The organism is Streptomonospora litoralis (assembly GCF_004323735.1).
Classification (GTDB): Bacteria; Actinomycetota; Actinomycetes; order Streptosporangiales; family Streptosporangiaceae; genus Streptomonospora; species Streptomonospora litoralis.
This window is the reverse complement of the sequence record NZ_CP036455.1, coordinates 1,061,553-1,078,142: the sequence shown is the minus strand read 5'-3', so window position 1 is coordinate 1,078,142 and position 16,590 is coordinate 1,061,553. Positions and strand designations below refer to the sequence as shown.

Sequence of the window (16,590 nt, the reverse complement as noted above, 5' to 3'; positions counted from 1 at the left end):
GCGGGTCCCGGCGCCGGGCGCCACGCGATGATGCATACCCGCACCCACCGGGTCGGTAATCGCCGGGCGGCGAATGCGTCCGAGCGGGTGGCGGCGCGGGGCGGCGGACCGCTTAAAACCTCTCCGGCGAGGGCGGCTCGGGTCCACTGGGCGGCCTTGTCGATCTGCCCGGCGACGGGCGGACTTGACCGAAAAGCGGCGGCAACGGTGGCGGAGGGCTTGGCCCGCGCCCAACGGGCCGGGTGCTCGCCGGTTGGGCGTGCGGCGGGGCGGCGACGACGGCGGGGCCGGGCCTGCGGTGGGCGGGGCGGCGGTCGGGCAGCCGGGTCGGGGCCACGAGATGCACATACGTGCGGCGGCATCCGCCTCGGTGTCGCCCCGAGGTGCTGTCCTCGCATTGTCATTCCGCGATACGAAACAACGGGGGGTGTTTTGCCCACTGATGCCCGAGTTCACGGTGGGCTCGCAGCCGCGCTGCGGCGGCGAGGGCGCACGAGGCGCACCGAATGGCACAAAGAACGCCCCTGACGTCGACTTTTCGTGCACCTCGTCGCCACCGCGCCCGCCGAGGCCACCCGCAAAACGGGCATAGACCCCCAAAAGTCCACCCCATCGGGGGTGGGGCACCCGGAGGCCGCGCTCGGGCGCCACGAGCGACGTGTCGTCGCCACCTCGGCCCCCGATCCGGCGCACCACCGGGGCCGTGCGGGCGCCCGCGACCGCACCCCGCCGCGCGGCCTCCGCCCGGTGCGGGTCCGGCCACAACACGGCGGTACCACGTCGGCCAACCGGCGCCGGTATGTCCGGTATGCCGGTTCACCCGGCGTCTATCGCGAACTTATGGCCGCGGAATACGCTTACCTGCGACCATAAGTTCGCGATAGACGGGCCAAGCCGCGCCGACCGGCCCGCCGCGGCCCAACGCCGCCCCGTCGCGCGCGCCACCGGCGAGCACCCGACCCGACTCAGCGGCGTCCGAGCAGGTCGGGCAGCTCTTGAGTGGCGTACCAGAGCAGCTCGTGCTCCTCGCTGATGCCGGCGTCCGGATCGGCGGCGGCCGCGGCGACCGCCTCCTCGGCCTCGGGCGCGTCGACGTGCACGGAGGCGACGCGTTTGAGCGGCACCGTTCCGGTGAGGGTGACGGCGGCGGCGTGGTCGTCCGCTGCCGCGGACGGTCCGACCACTGCCGCGGGCGCCTCGGCGGCGATCACAGCGCGGCGACGCGGCGCGCCGGGGTCGGCGGCCAGCAGGCGCAGCGAGGCCGCGGCGGCGCCGCTCAGCGCCTCGTACTCCAACTCTTCGTCGTCGTCCGCTGCGCCGACTCCGGCGAGCCGCTCGGTGACGGCGAAGGCGGTCAGCGGCGCCGGGCCGATCTCGCCGGCGTCGAGCACGGCGGCCAGCCCCGGGAAGGTGCTGGGCAGGTAGATGCGCATGGTGGTCTCGCGGATCGTGTCGCGTCGGTCGGAGGGGCCAAAGCCCGTGCAAGTGTTCCACAGCCGCCAGCGCGGCCGGCGGGCGGCACGGCGGGCGGTCACCGGAGACCGGGACCGCCCGCCCCGCACCGATCCGCCGCCCGCGGCCGGTGCGCGGCTCAGGAGGGCATCGGATCCAGTTCGATGCCGCAGGTCTCGGCCAGCCGCTGCCGCGTCTCGGCGGGGTCGCGGTGCAGGATGCCGGTCATCCCCAGCTCGACGGCCGCGTGCACATTGTGCTCCATGTCGTCGATGAACACGCACTCCTCGGGCGGCAGGCCGGTCAGCTCGACGGCGTGGGCGAAGATCTCCTGCTCGGGCTTGCGCATGCCCACCTCGCCGGAGATGACGACCGCGTCGAAGGTCTCGGCGAACCGCTCGCGGGGGTACCCGTTGCCCCAGGAGTTCGACAGCAGGCAGGTGCGCACCCGCTGGCCGCGCGCCTGGCGCAGTGCCGTGTACATCTCCTCGACCGGGTGGAAACCGGAGAACATCCGCTTGATCAGTCCCGCTGCGGGCACGGGTCCGCCGTCGGTCAGCCGCAGTTCGGCGGCGAGGATCCGCTCGAACTCGCCGGTGTCGATCTCTCCGCGCTCCAGCGCGTGAATCGGGTTGCCGTCCACGGCTCCGCCCGCGTAGGCGCCCTCGACCCAGGAGCGCATGACACGGCGGTAACGGGCGTCGTCGATGCGGTCCGCGGCCAGCCAGGCGGTGATGGTCTCGCGCAGCGGGGAGGTCAGCACCCCGCCCCAGTCGGTGATGATTGCGCGGCACGTGTCGGACATACTCGCTCCATCCCTCGAAGGGCGCCCGGTCTCGGGCGCAGGCCCCGGCGCGACCCGCACCGGAGGCGCCGGGGGACGGTTTCTTCCCCGGCGGCGGTCCAGCCAATCCCCCGACCGGGTATCCCGGCCGCGGACACGGGGCGGCGGGCCTGCGGCGGCACCGCCGCACCAGACAGTACCGACCGGTCGGTCGGATGGCATACTGCGGTCATGGACTTCGATCTCAGCGCCACCGCCCGCGACCGCATGGCCGAGCTGCAAGCGTTCATGGACGAGCATGTCTACCCGGCCGAGCCCGTTTACCACCGCCAGCGCGCCGACGCCGGCTGGGACGATCACAGCCTTCCGCCGGTCGTAGAGGACCTCAAGGCCGAAGCGCGCCGACGCGGCCTATGGAACCTGTTCCTGCCCGACGTCAGTGGGTTGAGCGTCACCGACTACGCGCCGCTGGCCGAGCTGACCGGCCGCTCGCCCGTGCTCGCGCCCCAGGCGCTGAACTGCTCGGCGCCCGACACCGGCAACATGGAGGTGCTGCACATGTTCGGCAGCGCCGAGCAGCGCGAGCGGTGGCTGGAGCCGCTGCTGGACGGACGCATCCGCTCGGCGTTCGCCATGACCGAGCCCGATGTCGCCTCCTCCGACGCGACCAACATCGCCACCTCCATCGTCCGCGACGGCGACGACTACGTGGTCAACGGGCGCAAGTGGTGGATCAGCGGAGCCGCCGACCCGCGCTGCGAGATCTTCGTCGTCATGGGCAAGACCGACCCCGAGGGCCCCGCGCACCGGCAGCAGTCGATGATCCTGATCCCCCGCGACACCCCCGGCCTGGAGATCGTGCGCTCCCTGCCCGTCTTCGGCTACCAGGACCAGGAGGGCCACTGCGAACTGCGGTTCACCGACGTGCGGGTACCCGCCGCAAACCTGATCGCCGGCGAGGGCGAGGGCTTCAGCATCGCCCAGGCCCGCCTGGGGCCCGGCCGCATCCACCACTGCATGCGGGCCATCGGCATGGCCGAGCGCGCGCTGGAGCTGATGGTGCGCCGCGCGGAGGAGCGCGTCGCTTTCGGCAAGCCGCTGGCCGCCCAGGGCGTCGTACAGCAGCAGATCGCGGAGTCGCGGCTGGCCGTCGAGCAGGCGCGGCTGCTGGTCCTCAAGACGGCCTGGCTGATCGACAACCGCGGCACCAAGGAGGCGCGCACCGAGATCTCGGCGATCAAGGTGGCGGCACCGCGGGTGGCCGTCGAGGTGCTGGACCGCGCCATCCAGGTGCACGGGGGCGCCGGGGTCAGCGGCGACTACCCGCTCGCGGAGATGTACGCCCACGCACGCGCCATGCGGATCTTCGACGGACCCGACGAGGTCCACCTGCGTGCCCTGGCCCGGCAGGAGGCGAAGCGCTACGGCTGACCCGAGCTGCCCGGAGGCCGGCCAGAAGTGGTCGCGGATGAGGTCGCCTGCGCGTCCATTATGTCGGGTTTCGCGGCGTCCAACGCGCGGAAATCACCACGGATCGGCCTTGGACGTGGTGATTCCCGCCCAATGGACGCCGACCGGATCCAATCGCCGCGCGCCGCCCCGCCCGGCCACGGGAGCGGGATCCCGCCCGCGCGGGCGGGAGGGGCCGCCGCCGTTGCCGCCGCTTTTCAGCTCAGGCGACCCGCCACCCGCCCGGTGCCACGGCCGCACAACAGACCCGAGGCGCCGTCGGCGCGCCACGCCATGCGCGGGCGGGGCCGGAGACCGCACCCCCGAGTCGACCAGGTCGGCACACGGAATTCAGGAACTTGACGAAGTACTACTAATAGGACAGCCCGTCGCCGAACCCCAGGCCGGTACCGGGAATGCCCACCGGCAGCTTCCCCGACGGGGAGACCTCGCCGGCGAGGACGCGCGCGGCGGCGGCTTGGGAGGCGCCGACCGCGGAGTAGGTGGCCAGGTAACCTTCGGCGCTGCCGAGCCCGGCGATGCCGTAGGGGCTGCCCTGGGCCACCACGACCACCGGGGTGCCGGTGGCCTCGGCCGCGGCAACCCGGGAGTGCTGCTCGGCGCCGGTCGTGCCCACCACGGCCGCGTCCGCCGCGGCGGGGTCGGCGGTGACCGTGTAGCCCAGCTCCTCCAGCCCTGCTCCGATCTCCTCGGCGCCGGAACCGGTGACACTGACCGTGGCTCCTTCGGACAGGGGCAGTACACCGTCCTCGTTGCGCAGCAGCGTCGCCGCGTCCTCGGCGAGGTCGCGCGCCGCGGCACGGTGCTTCCGGGTTCCTACGGCCTCGGCGGCCGACGCCGCGCCGACGGGCTCGGCGTCGAACAGTCCTCGCTCGACCTTGGCGGTCAGGATGCGCAGCACCGACCGGTCCAGGCGCTCGGTGCTGATGCGGCCCTCCCGCACGGCGGTTCGCAGCGCGTCGAAGGCCGCCTGCGGGTCGGGCGGCATCAGCAGCTGGTCGGCCCCCGCGAGCACGGCGCGCACAGCGACCTCGCCGTCGGAGTGGGTCTGGCGCACGCCCTCCATGTTCAGCGCGTCGGTGGTGACGATTCCGTCGTAGCCCAGCTCGTCGCGCAGGATGCCGCCGATGACGTCGGGCGAGAGGGTCGACGGCTCGCCGGAGTCGTCGAGGGCCGGGATGAGCACGTGGGCGGTCATGATCGCGTCGACGTCGGCCTCGACGGCGGCGCGGAACGGCGGCAGGTCCTCCTTCTCCCACTCCTCGCGCGGCTTGTCGATGACGGGCAGCCCGGTGTGGCTGTCGACGTCGGTGTCACCGTGTCCGGGGAAGTGCTTCACGACGGGGACCACGCCGCCCTCGCTGAAGGCGGCGGCCTCGGCCGTGGCCATCTTCGAGACCAGCCCCGGGTCGGAGCCGAAGGATCGGATGCCGATGACCGGGTTGTCGGGATCGGTGTTGACGTCGGCGACCGGCGCGTAGTCGAGGTTGACGCCCAAGGCGGTGAGCTCGGCGGCCGTGGCGCCGGCCAGCGCCTCGGCGTGCGCGGTGTCGCGGGTCGCCCCCACCGCCATGGCGTCGGGGAAGTGCGTGCCGACCGGCAGCCGGGCGACCGTGCCCTGCTCCTGGTCGATGCCGAGGAAGAGGGGGACACCGGCCCCGCTGTCGGCGGCCGCCTCCTGCAGCCCGTTCGACAGGCGGGCGATCTGCTCGGGGCCGGTGAGGTTCTCCGGGAAGTAGATGAGGCCGCCGGGGTTGTAGGTCGACACCAGGTCGGCGTTCTCCTCGGCGGTGGTGCCCTGCGGAAGCAGCACCATCAGCTGGCCGATCTTCTCCTCCAGCGACATCTCGGACAGATGCCGCCGCGCCTGCTGCGCCGAGTCGGGGCCGGTCGGCGACGAGTCGGGCGAGTCCGGGGCCGAGCCGGGCGGGCCGGCCGCCCCCTGACTGCACCCCGACAGCGCAGGGGTCAGGACGAGCACGGCGGTGCCCAGCAGCGCGGACAGGCGGCGAAGCGGCATGCGGACCTTCCGATGGCACAGCGGAACAACGGCACGTCGGGGGAAGACCGCGGAGACCGGGCGCCCGGTGCTGCGCGGCGGCGGGGCGGCGCGCACACGCCGGTCGCGGCCCGCCCCACGATAGCGCCTGGCGCGGCACACGGGAGACGACGCGGCGACCGAGGCGAACACCGGGCTCGGACCGCCGCAGAGGCCGCGGCGACGCCTGCGGTGCCCGGGTGCGAGCCGGACTCGGGCCGGCCCGCACCCCTCACGGCGTCACAGGCCCAACTCGGCCAGCCCCGGCAGCTGCTCAGCGGCGGCCTTGCGGGCCTCCTCAGGACCGCGGGCCGCGCGGGCGGCCTCGGCGGCGGCGCGGCACTGGGCCAGCTCGACGCGCGCCAGCGCGGCGCGCACCAGCGGCAGCGCCGAGGCGCCCATGGACAGGCTCGTCACACCGAGCCCGGTGAGCACGCAGGCCAGCAGCGGGTCGGCGGCGGCCTCGCCGCAGACGCCGCAGCTGCGCCCCGCCTCGGCGGTGGACGACGCCGAGGCCGCGACCAGGTCCAGCACCGCGGGTTGCCAGGGGTCCTGGAACCGGCCCAGACCGGCGGTCTCGCGATCGGCCGCGCAGGCGTACTGGGTGAGGTCGTTGGTGCCGATACTGAAGAAGTCGGCGTGGGTGGCGATGTGGCGGGCCCGCAGCGCGGCGGCGGGGACCTCGATCATCACCCCCGCGTGCTGAATACCCGCCTTGGCGGCGGCCGCGGCGAACCACGCGGCGTCCTCGGCGTCGGTCACCATCGGTGCCATGACCTGCAGGTACGCGCCGGTGTCGCGCTCGGCCTCGGCCAGGGCGGACAGCTGGGCGTCCAGGGTCTCGGGCAGTCGGCGCATCATCCGCAGCCCCCGCTCGCCCAGCGCCGGGTTGGGTTCCTCCGCCGCGGCCGGCAGGAACTCCAGCGGCTTGTCGGCGCCGGCGTCGAGCGTGCGCACCACGACCCGACCGCCGGGGAACGCCTCCAGCACCGTCCGGTAGGCGGCGACCTGCTCCTCGTGGCCGGGGGCGTCGGCGCGGTCGAGGAACAGGAACTCGGTGCGGTACAGCCCCACACCCTCGGCGCCGTTCTCCAGCGCGGCCGGTAGATCCTTGGGGCCGCCGATGTTGGCGAGCAGCGGGATGCCGTGCCCGTCGGCGGTGCGCCCCGGCCCGGTGCTCTGCGCCGCGGCGGCGGCACGGGCGCGGGAGGCCGCGGTGGCCGCCTCGACGGCTCCCGGCTCCGGATCGGCCGCGACCTCGCCCGTCGCGCCGTCGACCAGCAGCATCGTGCCTTCGGCGACGGTGTCGGCACCAGGGCAGGCGACCACGGCGGGCAGACCCAGGGAACGGGCGAGGATGGCGGTGTGGCTGGTCGGGCCGCCCTCGCGGGTCACGAACGCGACGACCCGCTCCGGGTCGAGCACGGCGGTATCGGCAGGCGCGAGATCCCCGGCGACCAGCACGAACGGGACGTCGGAGTCGGGAACGCCGGGTACCGGAGCACCCATCAGCCGGGCCACGATCCGGTCGCGCACGTCGTCGAGGTCGGCCACGCGGGCGGCGAGGTACTCGCCCGCCCCGGCGAGCATCTGGCGGTAGACCGCCATCGCCTCGGAGACCGCGCGCGCGGCCGAGGCGCCCGCGTCGACACGCTTGCGCACGTCGTCGGCCAGGGCAGGGTCGCGGGCCATCAGCGCCTGGGCGTTGAGCACCTCGGCGGCGTCCCCGCCGGCGCGTTCCCCACGCTCGGAGAGGTCGCGGGCGGTCTCCTCCATCGCCGCGGCCGCGCGGTCGGCCTCGGCGGCGGCGTCGCCGCCGTGGCGGGCGTCGGGATCGGGCTGGGGAACGTCGCGGACCAGCCGTTTGGCGGGGCCGTAGCCCGCACCGGGACTGACCCCCGCGCCCTTGAGAGTCTCTGGCATGCTCTCCCTCACGTCGCTAACCGGCGTTGGCGATCTCGACGAGCCGGCCCAGCAGCTCCTCGGCGTCTTCGCCGTCGGCGCTGATGACGATCTCGTCGCCCTTGCGGACGTCCAGGCCCATGACGGCCAGGATGCTCTTGGCCGACACCGGCGTCCCCTCGCCCTTGGCCACCGTCACCTCGCCGCCGCCCTTCGCGGCGGCCTCGACGAACAGGGCGGCAGGGCGGGCGTGCAGCCCGACCTCGGACTCGACTGTGACTCGGCGTTGCGCCACGGGACGCACCTTCCTCTTTCGGTTGCTACTGCTCGTGTCTCGTGCGCCGGACCAGCCGCGGCCAGTCGACCTCGGTGAGGCGGTCGACGACCAGGTCGGCCTTGCGCAGTACTGCGGGCTCGTGGGTGGTGGTGATCGCGACGACGCGCATGCCGGCGCGCAGCCCCGCCTCGATGCCGGCGGGCGTGTCCTCGAACACCACGATGCGTGCGGGGTCCTCTCCCAGCATCCGCGCCGCGCTCAGGTATCCCTCGGGGTCGGGCTTGCCCTCGGCGACGTCCGCGGCGGTGATCAGGCACCGGAACATCGGCAGCACACCCAGCCGCTCCAAAGCGGTGTGCGCCCACCCGCGCCCCGCCGAGGTCACCAGGCCGAACGGGACGTCCAGGGCGTGCAGGCGGTGCAGGAAGGCCACCGACTCCGGCAGCTCCTGCGACGCGGGCAGATCCGGGTCCTCCTGGATCATCTGCAGCTCGGCGAGTAGGACGTCCCAGGTGACGCCCGGGAAGAGGTGCGGGTCCTCGTCGAGCACGTCGGCGCCGCGACGGCCCATGAAGCGGTGCAGGGTGCCCTCGTCGTAGGGAACGTTGTGCATGTCCAGCAGCCGCGACCACACCTCCATCGACCGCGGTTCGCTGTTGATCAGCGTCCCGTCCAGGTCGAAGAGGGCGGCGCGGGGTCCGGGTGCGTCGTCGGCGGCGCTCATGCCCAGGAGAACAATGTGTCGCCGGAGGCCACTTCCCCGGACGCGATGTCGGTGACCGAGGCGGCGTCGGCCTCCAGCGCGGCGACCGGCACCACGGCCGAGAGGCCCTTGGCCTCGATCTCGGTGGGATTCCACCGGATCATGGGATCGCCCGCCGCGACGTCGGCGCCCTCTTCGACGAGCTTCTCGAACCCGGCGCCGTCCAGTTTCACGGTGTCGATGCCCAAGTGGACCAGAACGGCGTAGGACTCCTCGGCGAGCACCATGAACGCGTGCGGGTGCAGCTTCATGATGCGGCCGGCGACGGGCGCCACGGCCTCCTGCGACCCTGCGCCGGGCCGGACGGCCGCTCCCGGGCCGACCATGCCCTGGGCGAAGACCGGGTCGGGGACCTCCGACATCGCGACGGCGGTCCCGGATACGGGGGTGAGCACTCGGAGCACGCGGCACCTCCTGCGGATGGGGCGCGGCCGCCCTGCTGGGGCCGCGCCCGGCGGTTGTTTGTCAGCCCGACCGACGCGGGGTCAGTCGAGCAGGTCGTTGATGTCGTCGGTGAGCGAGTCGGCCTCGGGGCCGACCACCACCTGAACGACGTTGCCGGAGATCAGCACGCCGTGGGCGCCGGCCGCCTTGAGCGCAGGCTCGTCGACCTTGCCGGCGTCGCCGACCTCGGTGCGCAGCCTGGTGATGCACGCCTCGATGTCTTCGATGTTGTCGGCGCCGCCGAGCCCGGCGACGATCGCCGCTGCCTTGTCGGCCATGTTCTCCTCCAGTTGGTCGTGCTTGGTCCGACTCCCGCCCCCTGCCGTGCGCGGAACGGGTCCGCGACGGGCGCCGTGGAGCCGGGGACGGATTCGAGCTTAAGCCGCGCAGCGGGTGGCGCCCAGACGGCCTTGTGGGCGTGCCCGCCGCGGCTGTGCCGCGGGCCGTTCAGGACGTCTGGGTGACCTTGCCCAGGCCGCGCGGCGCGTCCGGGTTGTAGCCGAGCCGCCGGGCCAACCGTTCGGTGATCAGCTGGGCGGGCACGATGAGTCCGATGGGTGCCAGCCACTCCGGCAGGTCGGGCATGGGCACCGCGAGGTCGCAGGCGCCGGCCAGCGCCGATCCTCCGCCGATACCGAAGGCGGGGGCACCGGCGGCGGTGACGCGTTCGGCCAGCGCGACGGTCTGGTCCAGGGTCGGCCCGGAGTTGGCGGCGGTGAGGATCGCGGGGGTGGCGCGGTCGACCACCGCGATCGGGCCGTGCAGCAGATCGGCGTACGACAGGCCCATGGCGTGCAGGTAGCAGGCCTCCTTGAGCTTGAGGGCGGCCTCCAATGCGGTGGAGAAAGCCATGCCGCGCCCGGAGACGACCGCGCCCTGCACGCCCACCAGCGCATCGGCGATGGCGTCGGCGGCGTCGCCCGGCTGGGCCAGCACCTGCTCCACGGCTTCGGGTACCGCCTGGAGGTCGGCTGTCTCCAGGTCGGCGCCCAGGCCCAGCGCGAGTACGGCGAGGGCGGCCAACTGGGTGGTGTAGGTCTTGGTGGCCGGGACCGCGAGTTCCGTGCCGGCACTGGTGACCAGGGCGACGTCGGCGGCCCGGGTCAGCGGCGAGTCTTCGCCGTTGGTGATGCCGACCGTGCGTGCTCCGCAGTCGGCGGCCCAGGCCATCGTGTCGACGATCTCCTCGGTGCGGCCCGACTGGGAGATGGCGACGGCCAGTACACCGGAGAGGTCGACCTTGGCGCCGTAGGTGGTGGCGATGGACGGCGAGGCCAGCGTCGCCAGGCGACCGGAGTGGGCCTGGAGCAGGTAGCTGCCGTAGACGGCGGCGTTGTCGGAGGAGCCGCGGGCGATGAACAGCACCTGCCGGGTCTCCCGGCCGAGGGCGGCGATCTCGGGCATCAGCGGCAGCAGCGTGTCCAGCGTCGCGCGCAGCGCCTCGGGCTGCTCGGCGATCTCCGAGCGCATGACGCTCGTCGTGGTTGTCATCAGGTGTCTTCCCTCGGATCCGTCTCAGTGCCGAAGAGCCGCCGTGTCCTGCGGATACGGCACGCTGCGGGATGTGGTCGGTGTGCCGCGGTCACATATTGACACATGTGGCCGTCCTGTGGTCTAGTCCGGCCTATACCAGTCATACCAGAATGTCACACGACCGAACAGGCACCTCCCATGGCGATCGACTCCGCGAGCCCCGTCCCAAAGTATGCGCAGCTCAGGGATCTACTGCTGGACTGGATGGTGGATACGGGCCTGTCGGTCGACGACCCCATACCCTCCGAGCGCGAACTCGGACAGCGCTACGGGCTGTCGCGGATGACGGTCCGCCAGACCATCGATCTGCTGGTCTCGGAGGGCAAGCTCTACCGCGTACCGGGCAAAGGCACGTTCCTGGCCCGGCCCAAGATCGAGATGGCGCTCGCGCTGGCGTCCTTCACCGAGGACATGCGCGCCCGCGGGTACCAGCCGGGAGCCCAGGATCTGGTGCGCCGCGTCATGCCCGCCAGCGGCAGCACGGCGCGGACCATGGGCCTGGAGCCCGAAACCCCGGTGCACCACATCGAGCGCCTGCGCACCGCGGACGGCGAACCCATGGCGGTGGAGCGCTCGAACATACCCGTCGACCTGGCGCCCGGCCTGGACCAGCACGCGCTGGCGGGCCGGTCGCTGTACGCGGTTCTGGAGCAGGAGTACGGGATCATCCTGGACTCCGGCGAACAGACCATCGAGGCCGGCATCTGCGATCCCGCCGACGCCAAACTGCTCGGGCTGGCCAACGGCAGTCCCGTGCTTTCCATGCGGCGCCGCAGCTTCGCCAACGGCCGTTGCGTCGAACTGGCGACGTCGCGGTACCGGGCGGACCGCTACACGCTGCACTCGCGCCTCGATCCGCTACGTCCGGGCGGCTCCTGACCACCGCCCGGCCCCACCGCGCACGCGTCCGCGCGTACGCACCCATCCGACCCGTATGAACTGGGAGGAACCTGTGAGTTCCACATCGGCCGCCACAGGCGGTCCGCCCGCAGGCGGATCGACCTCGACCGTGCTGGGCGTGCTCCAGCGGATCGGCCGCAGCCTGATGATGCCCATCGCGGTACTGCCGGCCGCGGCGATCCTGCTCCGGCTGGGCCAGGGTGATCTGCTGGGCAGCAACGGCGACGACCCGGGCGGTCTCGCCGACGTCGCGGGCATGGGCTGGATGCAGCCCGTCGCCGGCGTCATCGGCACCGCCGGCAACGCCCTCTTCGAGATGATGCCGCTGCTGTTCGCCGTGGGTGTGGCCATCGGCTTCGCGAAGCGCGCCGACGGCTCCACCGCGCTGGCCGCGGTCGTGGGCTACGTGGTCTTCGACCGCGTGACCCGCTACATGTTCTTCAACTTCGACCCCAGCGGTGAAGTGCGTGAACGCATCGTGGGCTACGACGCCGAGGGCGTCGAGATCATCAACTGGGGAACGAAGAACCCGACCGACGTGCTCGGCGGCATCGCCATCGGCCTGGTCGCGGCACTGCTGTGGCAGCGCTTCTACCGCATCAAGCTCCCCTCCTGGCTGGGCTTCTTCGGCGGCCGGCGCTTCGTGCCGATCATCACCGCCGTGGCCGCGCTGCTGCTCGGGGTGGTCTTCGGCTTCGTCTGGCCGACCGTGGGCGGCTGGATCAACGACCTGGGCCAGTGGATCGTCGGCTCGGGCGCCGTGGGCGCCGGTGTCTACGGCGTCGTCAACCGGCTGCTGCTGCCCTTCGGCCTGCACCACATCGTCAACTCCGTGGTGTGGTTCGTGTTCGGCAGCTACACCGACCCCGAGACCGGAAACGTCTTCCACGGCGAGATCAACCGCTACCTGGCCGGCGACCCCACCGCGGGCGGCTTCCTCTCCGGGTTCTTCCCGGTGCTGATGTTCGGCCTGCCCGCCGCCGCCCTGGCCATGTGGCGCGCCGCCCACCCCAGCCAGCGCGCCGCGGTCGGCGGCATCATGTTCTCGGCCGCGCTGACCGCCTTCGTCACCGGCATCACCGAGCCGATCGAGTTCGCGTTCATCTTCGTCGCGCCGGTGCTCTTCGCGGTGCACGTGGTACTCACCGGTATATCGATGGCCATCCTCAACGCGCTCGACGCGCACCTGGGCTTCGGGTTCTCAGCGGGCCTGATCGACATGCTGCTGAACGCGTTCAAGTCCAATACCACCGGGTTGTTGTGGATCCTGCTGATGGGCGCGATCTACGCGGTGCTGTACTACGTGATCTTCTACTTCCTGATCACCCGCATGAAACTGCCCACCCCCGGCCGCGAACCGGTGGAGGAGAACGCCTCGGTGGCCGCCAACCCCGATGTCAGTTCACCGCAGGAGCCCTCCGGGTCGGCGTCCGGATCGGAGTCCGCACGCGGAGACGGCGGTGCCGGCGACAGCAGGCAGTCGGGTACGTGAGGCGGCCGGCGCCGCGGTGAGCCGCGCACCTGAAGCTTTCGGGTGCCCCAGCCGCGCCGCCGGGCAGCCGTAAGTCCACAACGCCGTCGGGGCGGGTCCCGGAACGACCGGGACCCGCCCCGACGCGTGGATCGTTGCCGGGAGCCGTCGGAGCACCTGCGGATACAAGCACGGTGCCCGGCTTCGCTCCAAGCCCTCGCCGGACCAAGCACGACACCGCCGCAGCAGGTTGCGTCAACGGGGCATGCACCGCGAAGCGCGTGCGCCGGCTTGCCGCCGAGCGGCGCGGAATCCGCCCCTGCAGCGGTGCTCCGCCACTCACCCGGCGATGGTGACGACCATCGGTCTTTCCGACCGTGCCCGCACACGCGGAAGCCGCGGCGGAGCAGGAAGCTCCGCCGCGGCCTGCACGTTCGTGCTATCCGCGTCCCGGGCGCCGGGTTCCCACACGCCCGGAGACCGCGGCCCTCAGGTGGTGGCGCGGTTGCGCGGGTCGCCGTGGCACTTCTTGAACTTCTTACCCGACCCGCAGGGGCACGGGGAGTTGCGGGAGGTGCCCGCGTAGGCGTCCTCGGCGGTCTCCGTGCGGGTGTCGACGCCGCCGTCCTCGGAAGGCGACGAGTACTGCAGACGGCTCGGGCGGCTCTGGCCGAAGCCGGGCACCACAAGCTCCTCGCCGCCGTCGTCGACGGCGTCCGAGTCGAGGGCCGCCTTCTTTTCCGCCTCGGCTTCGGCCTCGACGACGTCCGAAGCGTCCAGGTCGGCGACTGTGTCGGTGCCGCTACCGGCGGCCGTGTTCGTGCCCGCCGATGCGGCCTTGTCCGCCTCCGTTTCGGGCTCCGCCGTGGCGGTGGCCGTGGCGCCTTCGGCCGGAGCGGTGGCGACCATCCCGCCGTCGGCACCGGCCGCGGCGACCGCCGCGCTCGCGGGGGTGACCGAGGCGGTCGACCGGCCGCGGACCTGCACCTCGACGTTGAAGAGGTAGCCGACGGACTCCTCCTTGATGGCCTCCAACATCTCCTGGAACATGTCGAAGCCCTCCCGCTGGTACTCGATCAGCGGGTTGCGCTGGGCCATCGCCCGCAGGCCGATGCCCTGCTGGAGGTAGTCCATCTCGTAAAGGTGCTCACGCCACTTGCGGCCCATGACCTCCAGGATCACGCGGCGCTCCAGCTCGCGCATGGCCTCCGAGCCCAGCTCCTCCTCGCGGCGGCCGTACGCCTCGTGGGCGTCCTCCAACACACGCGCGGAGATGATGTCGGGGGTCAGCGTGGTCAGCTCGCCGCCGTTCTCCTCGATGAGGTCGTCGACGCTGAAGCTGATCGGGTAGATCTGCTTGAACGCCTTCCACAGGCGGTCGAGGTCCCAGTCTCCGGCGTCGCCCTCGGCGGTGGCGGCGCGCACGTAGCCGTCGAGGACGTCGTCGAGCATGCCCGACGCCTGTTCATGCAGGTCGGCACCCTCCAGCACCTTGCGCCGCTCGGCGTAGATGACCTTGCGCTGCCGGTTGAGGACCTCGTCGTACTTCAGGACGTTCTTGCGGATCTCCAGGTTCTGCGCCTCGACCTGCGCCTGCGCGGACTGGATCGCCTTGGTGACGACCTTGGACTCGATCGGCTGGTCGTCGGGGATGTTCAGCCGCTCATAGATCAGCTCGACCCGCGCGCTGTTGAACAGGCGCATGAGGTCGTCCTCAAGCGAAAGGTAGAAGCGCGAAAGGCCGGGGTCGCCCTGGCGGCCGGAGCGGCCGCGCAGCTGGTTGTCGATGCGCCGGGACTCGTGGCGCTCGGTGCCGAGAACATAGAGCCCGCCGGCCTCGACGACCTGCTCGTGCTCGCTCTCGACCTCCTGCTTCGCCTTCTCCAGCGCCTCCGGCCAGGCCTCCTCGTACTCCTCCGGGGTCTCCAGCGGGGTCAGACCGCGCCGCTGCAGCTCCTCGTCGGCCATGAACTCGGGGTTGCCGCCGAGCATGATGTCGGTGCCGCGGCCGGCCATGTTGGTGGCGACGGTGACGGCGCCGAGCTTGCCCGCGCGGGCGATGATCGACGCCTCACGCGCGTGGTTCTTCGCGTTGAGGACTTCGTGGCCGATGCCGCGCCGCTTGAGCATCTTCGACAGCAGCTCGGACTTCTCCACGCTGGTGGTACCCACCAGCACCGGCTGGCCCTGCTCGTTGCACTCGCCGATGTCGTCGACGAGCGCCTCGAACTTCGCCTCTTCGCCCTTGTAGATGACGTCGCGCTCGTCGGAGCGGATCATCGGCTTGTTCGTCGCGATGGGCACCACGCCGATGCCGTAAGTCTGGTCGAACTCCGCGGCCTCGGTGACGGCGGTACCGGTCATGCCGGCCAGCTTGTCGTAAAGGCGGAAGTAGTTCTGCAGGGTGATCTTGGCCTGGGTCTGGTTCTCGTCCTTGATCCGGACGCGCTCCTTGGCCTCGATCGCCTGGTGCATGCCCTCGTTGTAGCGGCGCCCGCGCAGCACGCGGCCGGTGAACTCGTCGACGATGAGCACCTCGCCGTCGTTGACGATGTACTCCTTGTCGCGCCGGAACAGCTCCTTGGCCTTGATGGCGTTGTTCAGGAAGCTGATGAGGGGCGTGTTGACCGACTCGTAGAGGTTGTCGATGCCCAGCCAGTCCTCGACCTTGGCCACACCGCTCTCGGTGATGCCGACCGTGCGGTTCTTCTCCTCGACCTCGTAGTCGGTTTCGCGCCGCAGGCGGGGGGCGATCTTGGCGAACTCGGTGTACCACTTGGAGTTCTGCTCGGCGGGGCCGCTGATGATCAGCGGGGTGCGGGCCTCGTCGATGAGGATGGAGTCGACCTCGTCGACGATCGCGAAGGCGTGGCCGCGCTGGACCGTCTCCTCCAGGGAGATGGCCATGTTGTCGCGCAGGTAGTCGAAGCCGAACTCGTTGTTGGTCCCGTAGGTGACGTCGGCCTGGTAGGCGGCCTGGCGTTCCTCGCGGGCCATCTCCGGCGCCAGGACACCGACCTTCAGACCGAGGAACTGGTAGATGCGGCCCATGTTCTCGGCGTCGCGCTTGGCGAGGTAGTCGTTGGGGGTCACCACGTGGGCGCCCTCGCCCGTCAGCGCGTTCAAGTAGACCGCGAGGGCGGAGGTCAGCGTCTTGCCCTCACCGGTCTTCATCTCCGCGATGTTGCCGAGGTGCAGCGCCGCCCCGCCCATCAGCTGGACGTCGAAGTGGCGCTGGCCGAGGGTGCGCTTCGCCGCCTCGCGAACCGCGGCGAACGCCTCGGGCAGCAGGTCGTCGAGGGACTCGCCGTCCTTGTGGCGTTCGCGGAGTTCGTCGGTGAGCTCACGCAGTTCGGTGTCGCTGAGATCGACGAAGTCGTCCTCGATCGAGTTGATCTGGTCCTTGAGCTTGTTCAGCTTGCGCAGGATCTTGCCCTCGCCTGCGCGGAGGACCTTGTCGAGTATGGCTGGCACTTCCTATGCGCTCCTCGCAGATCTGGGCCCGCGTCTGGAGGCGGGACGGATCCTTGACCCCCACCAGATCTCCATCGTAGGC

The 16,590-nt window shown here is 71.8% G+C and carries 13 protein-coding genes; 3 read left to right on the top strand and 10 right to left on the bottom strand.

Translation table 11 applies throughout. From position 1 onward, the window contains the following. Positions 1-965: 965 nt before the first annotated feature. Positions 966-1,433 (bottom strand): DUF6912 family protein, encoded by a 468-nt coding sequence (locus EKD16_RS04655; RefSeq protein WP_131097261.1) that lies wholly within the window; start codon positions 1,431-1,433, stop codon positions 966-968. Positions 1,434-1,591: 158 nt separating this feature from the next. Beyond that, on the bottom strand, positions 1,592-2,257 hold the full coding sequence (locus EKD16_RS04650; RefSeq protein WP_131097260.1) for an HAD family hydrolase: 666 nt from the start codon (positions 2,255-2,257) through the stop codon (positions 1,592-1,594). A gap of 210 nt (positions 2,258-2,467) precedes the next feature. Between EKD16_RS04650 and EKD16_RS04645 the strand changes: the two genes are divergently transcribed. Further along, positions 2,468-3,667, top strand: coding sequence for an acyl-CoA dehydrogenase family protein (locus tag EKD16_RS04645; RefSeq protein WP_131097259.1), 1,200 nt, complete (start codon positions 2,468-2,470; stop codon positions 3,665-3,667). A 391-nt stretch (positions 3,668-4,058) separates the two neighbouring features. Here EKD16_RS04645 and EKD16_RS04640 read toward each other — a convergent pair whose 3' ends face one another. The 7 genes from EKD16_RS04640 to EKD16_RS04610 form a co-directional block, all read right to left on the bottom strand. Then, positions 4,059-5,726: a glycoside hydrolase family 3 protein gene (locus EKD16_RS04640; protein WP_131097258.1), complete on the bottom strand. Its 1,668-nt coding sequence runs from the start codon at positions 5,724-5,726 to the stop codon at positions 4,059-4,061. Between the two features lie 258 nt (positions 5,727-5,984). Next, entirely contained in the window at positions 5,985-7,667 is a 1,683-nt protein-coding gene (gene ptsP / locus EKD16_RS04635; RefSeq protein ID WP_131097257.1) for a phosphoenolpyruvate--protein phosphotransferase, read from the bottom strand. 16 nt (positions 7,668-7,683) lie between these two features. Next, the gene (locus EKD16_RS04630; protein WP_131097256.1) at positions 7,684-7,941 is read right to left on the bottom strand and encodes an HPr family phosphocarrier protein; all 258 of its coding nucleotides are present in this window, start codon (positions 7,939-7,941) and stop codon (positions 7,684-7,686) included. A gap of 25 nt (positions 7,942-7,966) precedes the next feature. Then, positions 7,967-8,647, bottom strand: coding sequence for an HAD family hydrolase (locus tag EKD16_RS04625; protein WP_131097255.1), 681 nt, complete (start codon positions 8,645-8,647; stop codon positions 7,967-7,969). Next, entirely contained in the window at positions 8,644-9,090 is a 447-nt protein-coding gene (locus EKD16_RS04620) for a PTS sugar transporter subunit IIA (RefSeq protein ID WP_131097254.1), read from the bottom strand. Before EKD16_RS04620 ends, EKD16_RS04625 begins: the two co-directional genes overlap by 4 nt. Positions 9,091-9,171: 81 nt before the next feature. Continuing rightward, positions 9,172-9,420: a PTS glucose/sucrose transporter subunit IIB gene (locus EKD16_RS04615; RefSeq protein WP_341351885.1), complete on the bottom strand. Its 249-nt coding sequence runs from the start codon at positions 9,418-9,420 to the stop codon at positions 9,172-9,174. A gap of 157 nt (positions 9,421-9,577) precedes the next feature. Then, a complete protein-coding gene (locus EKD16_RS04610; RefSeq protein WP_131097252.1) occupies positions 9,578-10,621 on the bottom strand; it encodes an SIS domain-containing protein in 1,044 nt (347 codons plus the stop codon). 180 nt (positions 10,622-10,801) lie between these two features. Between EKD16_RS04610 and EKD16_RS04605 the strand changes: the two genes are divergently transcribed. Both EKD16_RS04605 and EKD16_RS04600 read left to right on the top strand, forming a co-directional pair. Further along, entirely contained in the window at positions 10,802-11,542 is a 741-nt protein-coding gene (locus tag EKD16_RS04605) for a GntR family transcriptional regulator (protein WP_131097251.1), read from the top strand. Between the two features lie 55 nt (positions 11,543-11,597). Next, positions 11,598-13,055 (top strand): PTS transporter subunit EIIC, encoded by a 1,458-nt coding sequence (locus EKD16_RS04600; RefSeq protein ID WP_131097250.1) that lies wholly within the window; start codon positions 11,598-11,600, stop codon positions 13,053-13,055. 468 nt (positions 13,056-13,523) lie between these two features. Here the strand turns inward: EKD16_RS04600 and secA are convergent, their stop codons facing one another. Next, the gene (gene secA, locus EKD16_RS04595; RefSeq protein ID WP_131097249.1) at positions 13,524-16,508 is read right to left on the bottom strand and encodes a preprotein translocase subunit SecA; all 2,985 of its coding nucleotides are present in this window, start codon (positions 16,506-16,508) and stop codon (positions 13,524-13,526) included. Between the last annotated feature and the right edge of the window lie 82 nt (positions 16,509-16,590).

Excerpts from the sequence above, each read along its gene's own strand:
- EKD16_RS04655 (WP_131097261.1), bottom strand. The coding sequence starts at position 1,433 with ATGCGCATCTACCTGCCCAGCACCTTCCCGGGGCTGGCCGCCGTGCTC.
- EKD16_RS04650 (WP_131097260.1), bottom strand. The coding sequence starts at position 2,257 with ATGTCCGACACGTGCCGCGCAATCATCACCGACTGGGGCGGGGTGCTG.
- EKD16_RS04645 (WP_131097259.1), top strand. The coding sequence starts at position 2,468 with ATGGACTTCGATCTCAGCGCCACCGCCCGCGACCGCATGGCCGAGCTG.
- EKD16_RS04640 (WP_131097258.1), bottom strand. The coding sequence starts at position 5,726 with ATGCCGCTTCGCCGCCTGTCCGCGCTGCTGGGCACCGCCGTGCTCGTC.
- ptsP (WP_131097257.1), bottom strand. The coding sequence starts at position 7,667 with ATGCCAGAGACTCTCAAGGGCGCGGGGGTCAGTCCCGGTGCGGGCTAC.
- EKD16_RS04625 (WP_131097255.1), bottom strand. The coding sequence starts at position 8,647 with ATGAGCGCCGCCGACGACGCACCCGGACCCCGCGCCGCCCTCTTCGAC.
- EKD16_RS04610 (WP_131097252.1), bottom strand. The coding sequence starts at position 10,621 with ATGACAACCACGACGAGCGTCATGCGCTCGGAGATCGCCGAGCAGCCC.
- EKD16_RS04605 (WP_131097251.1), top strand. The coding sequence starts at position 10,802 with ATGGCGATCGACTCCGCGAGCCCCGTCCCAAAGTATGCGCAGCTCAGG.
- EKD16_RS04600 (WP_131097250.1), top strand. The coding sequence starts at position 11,598 with ATGAACTGGGAGGAACCTGTGAGTTCCACATCGGCCGCCACAGGCGGT.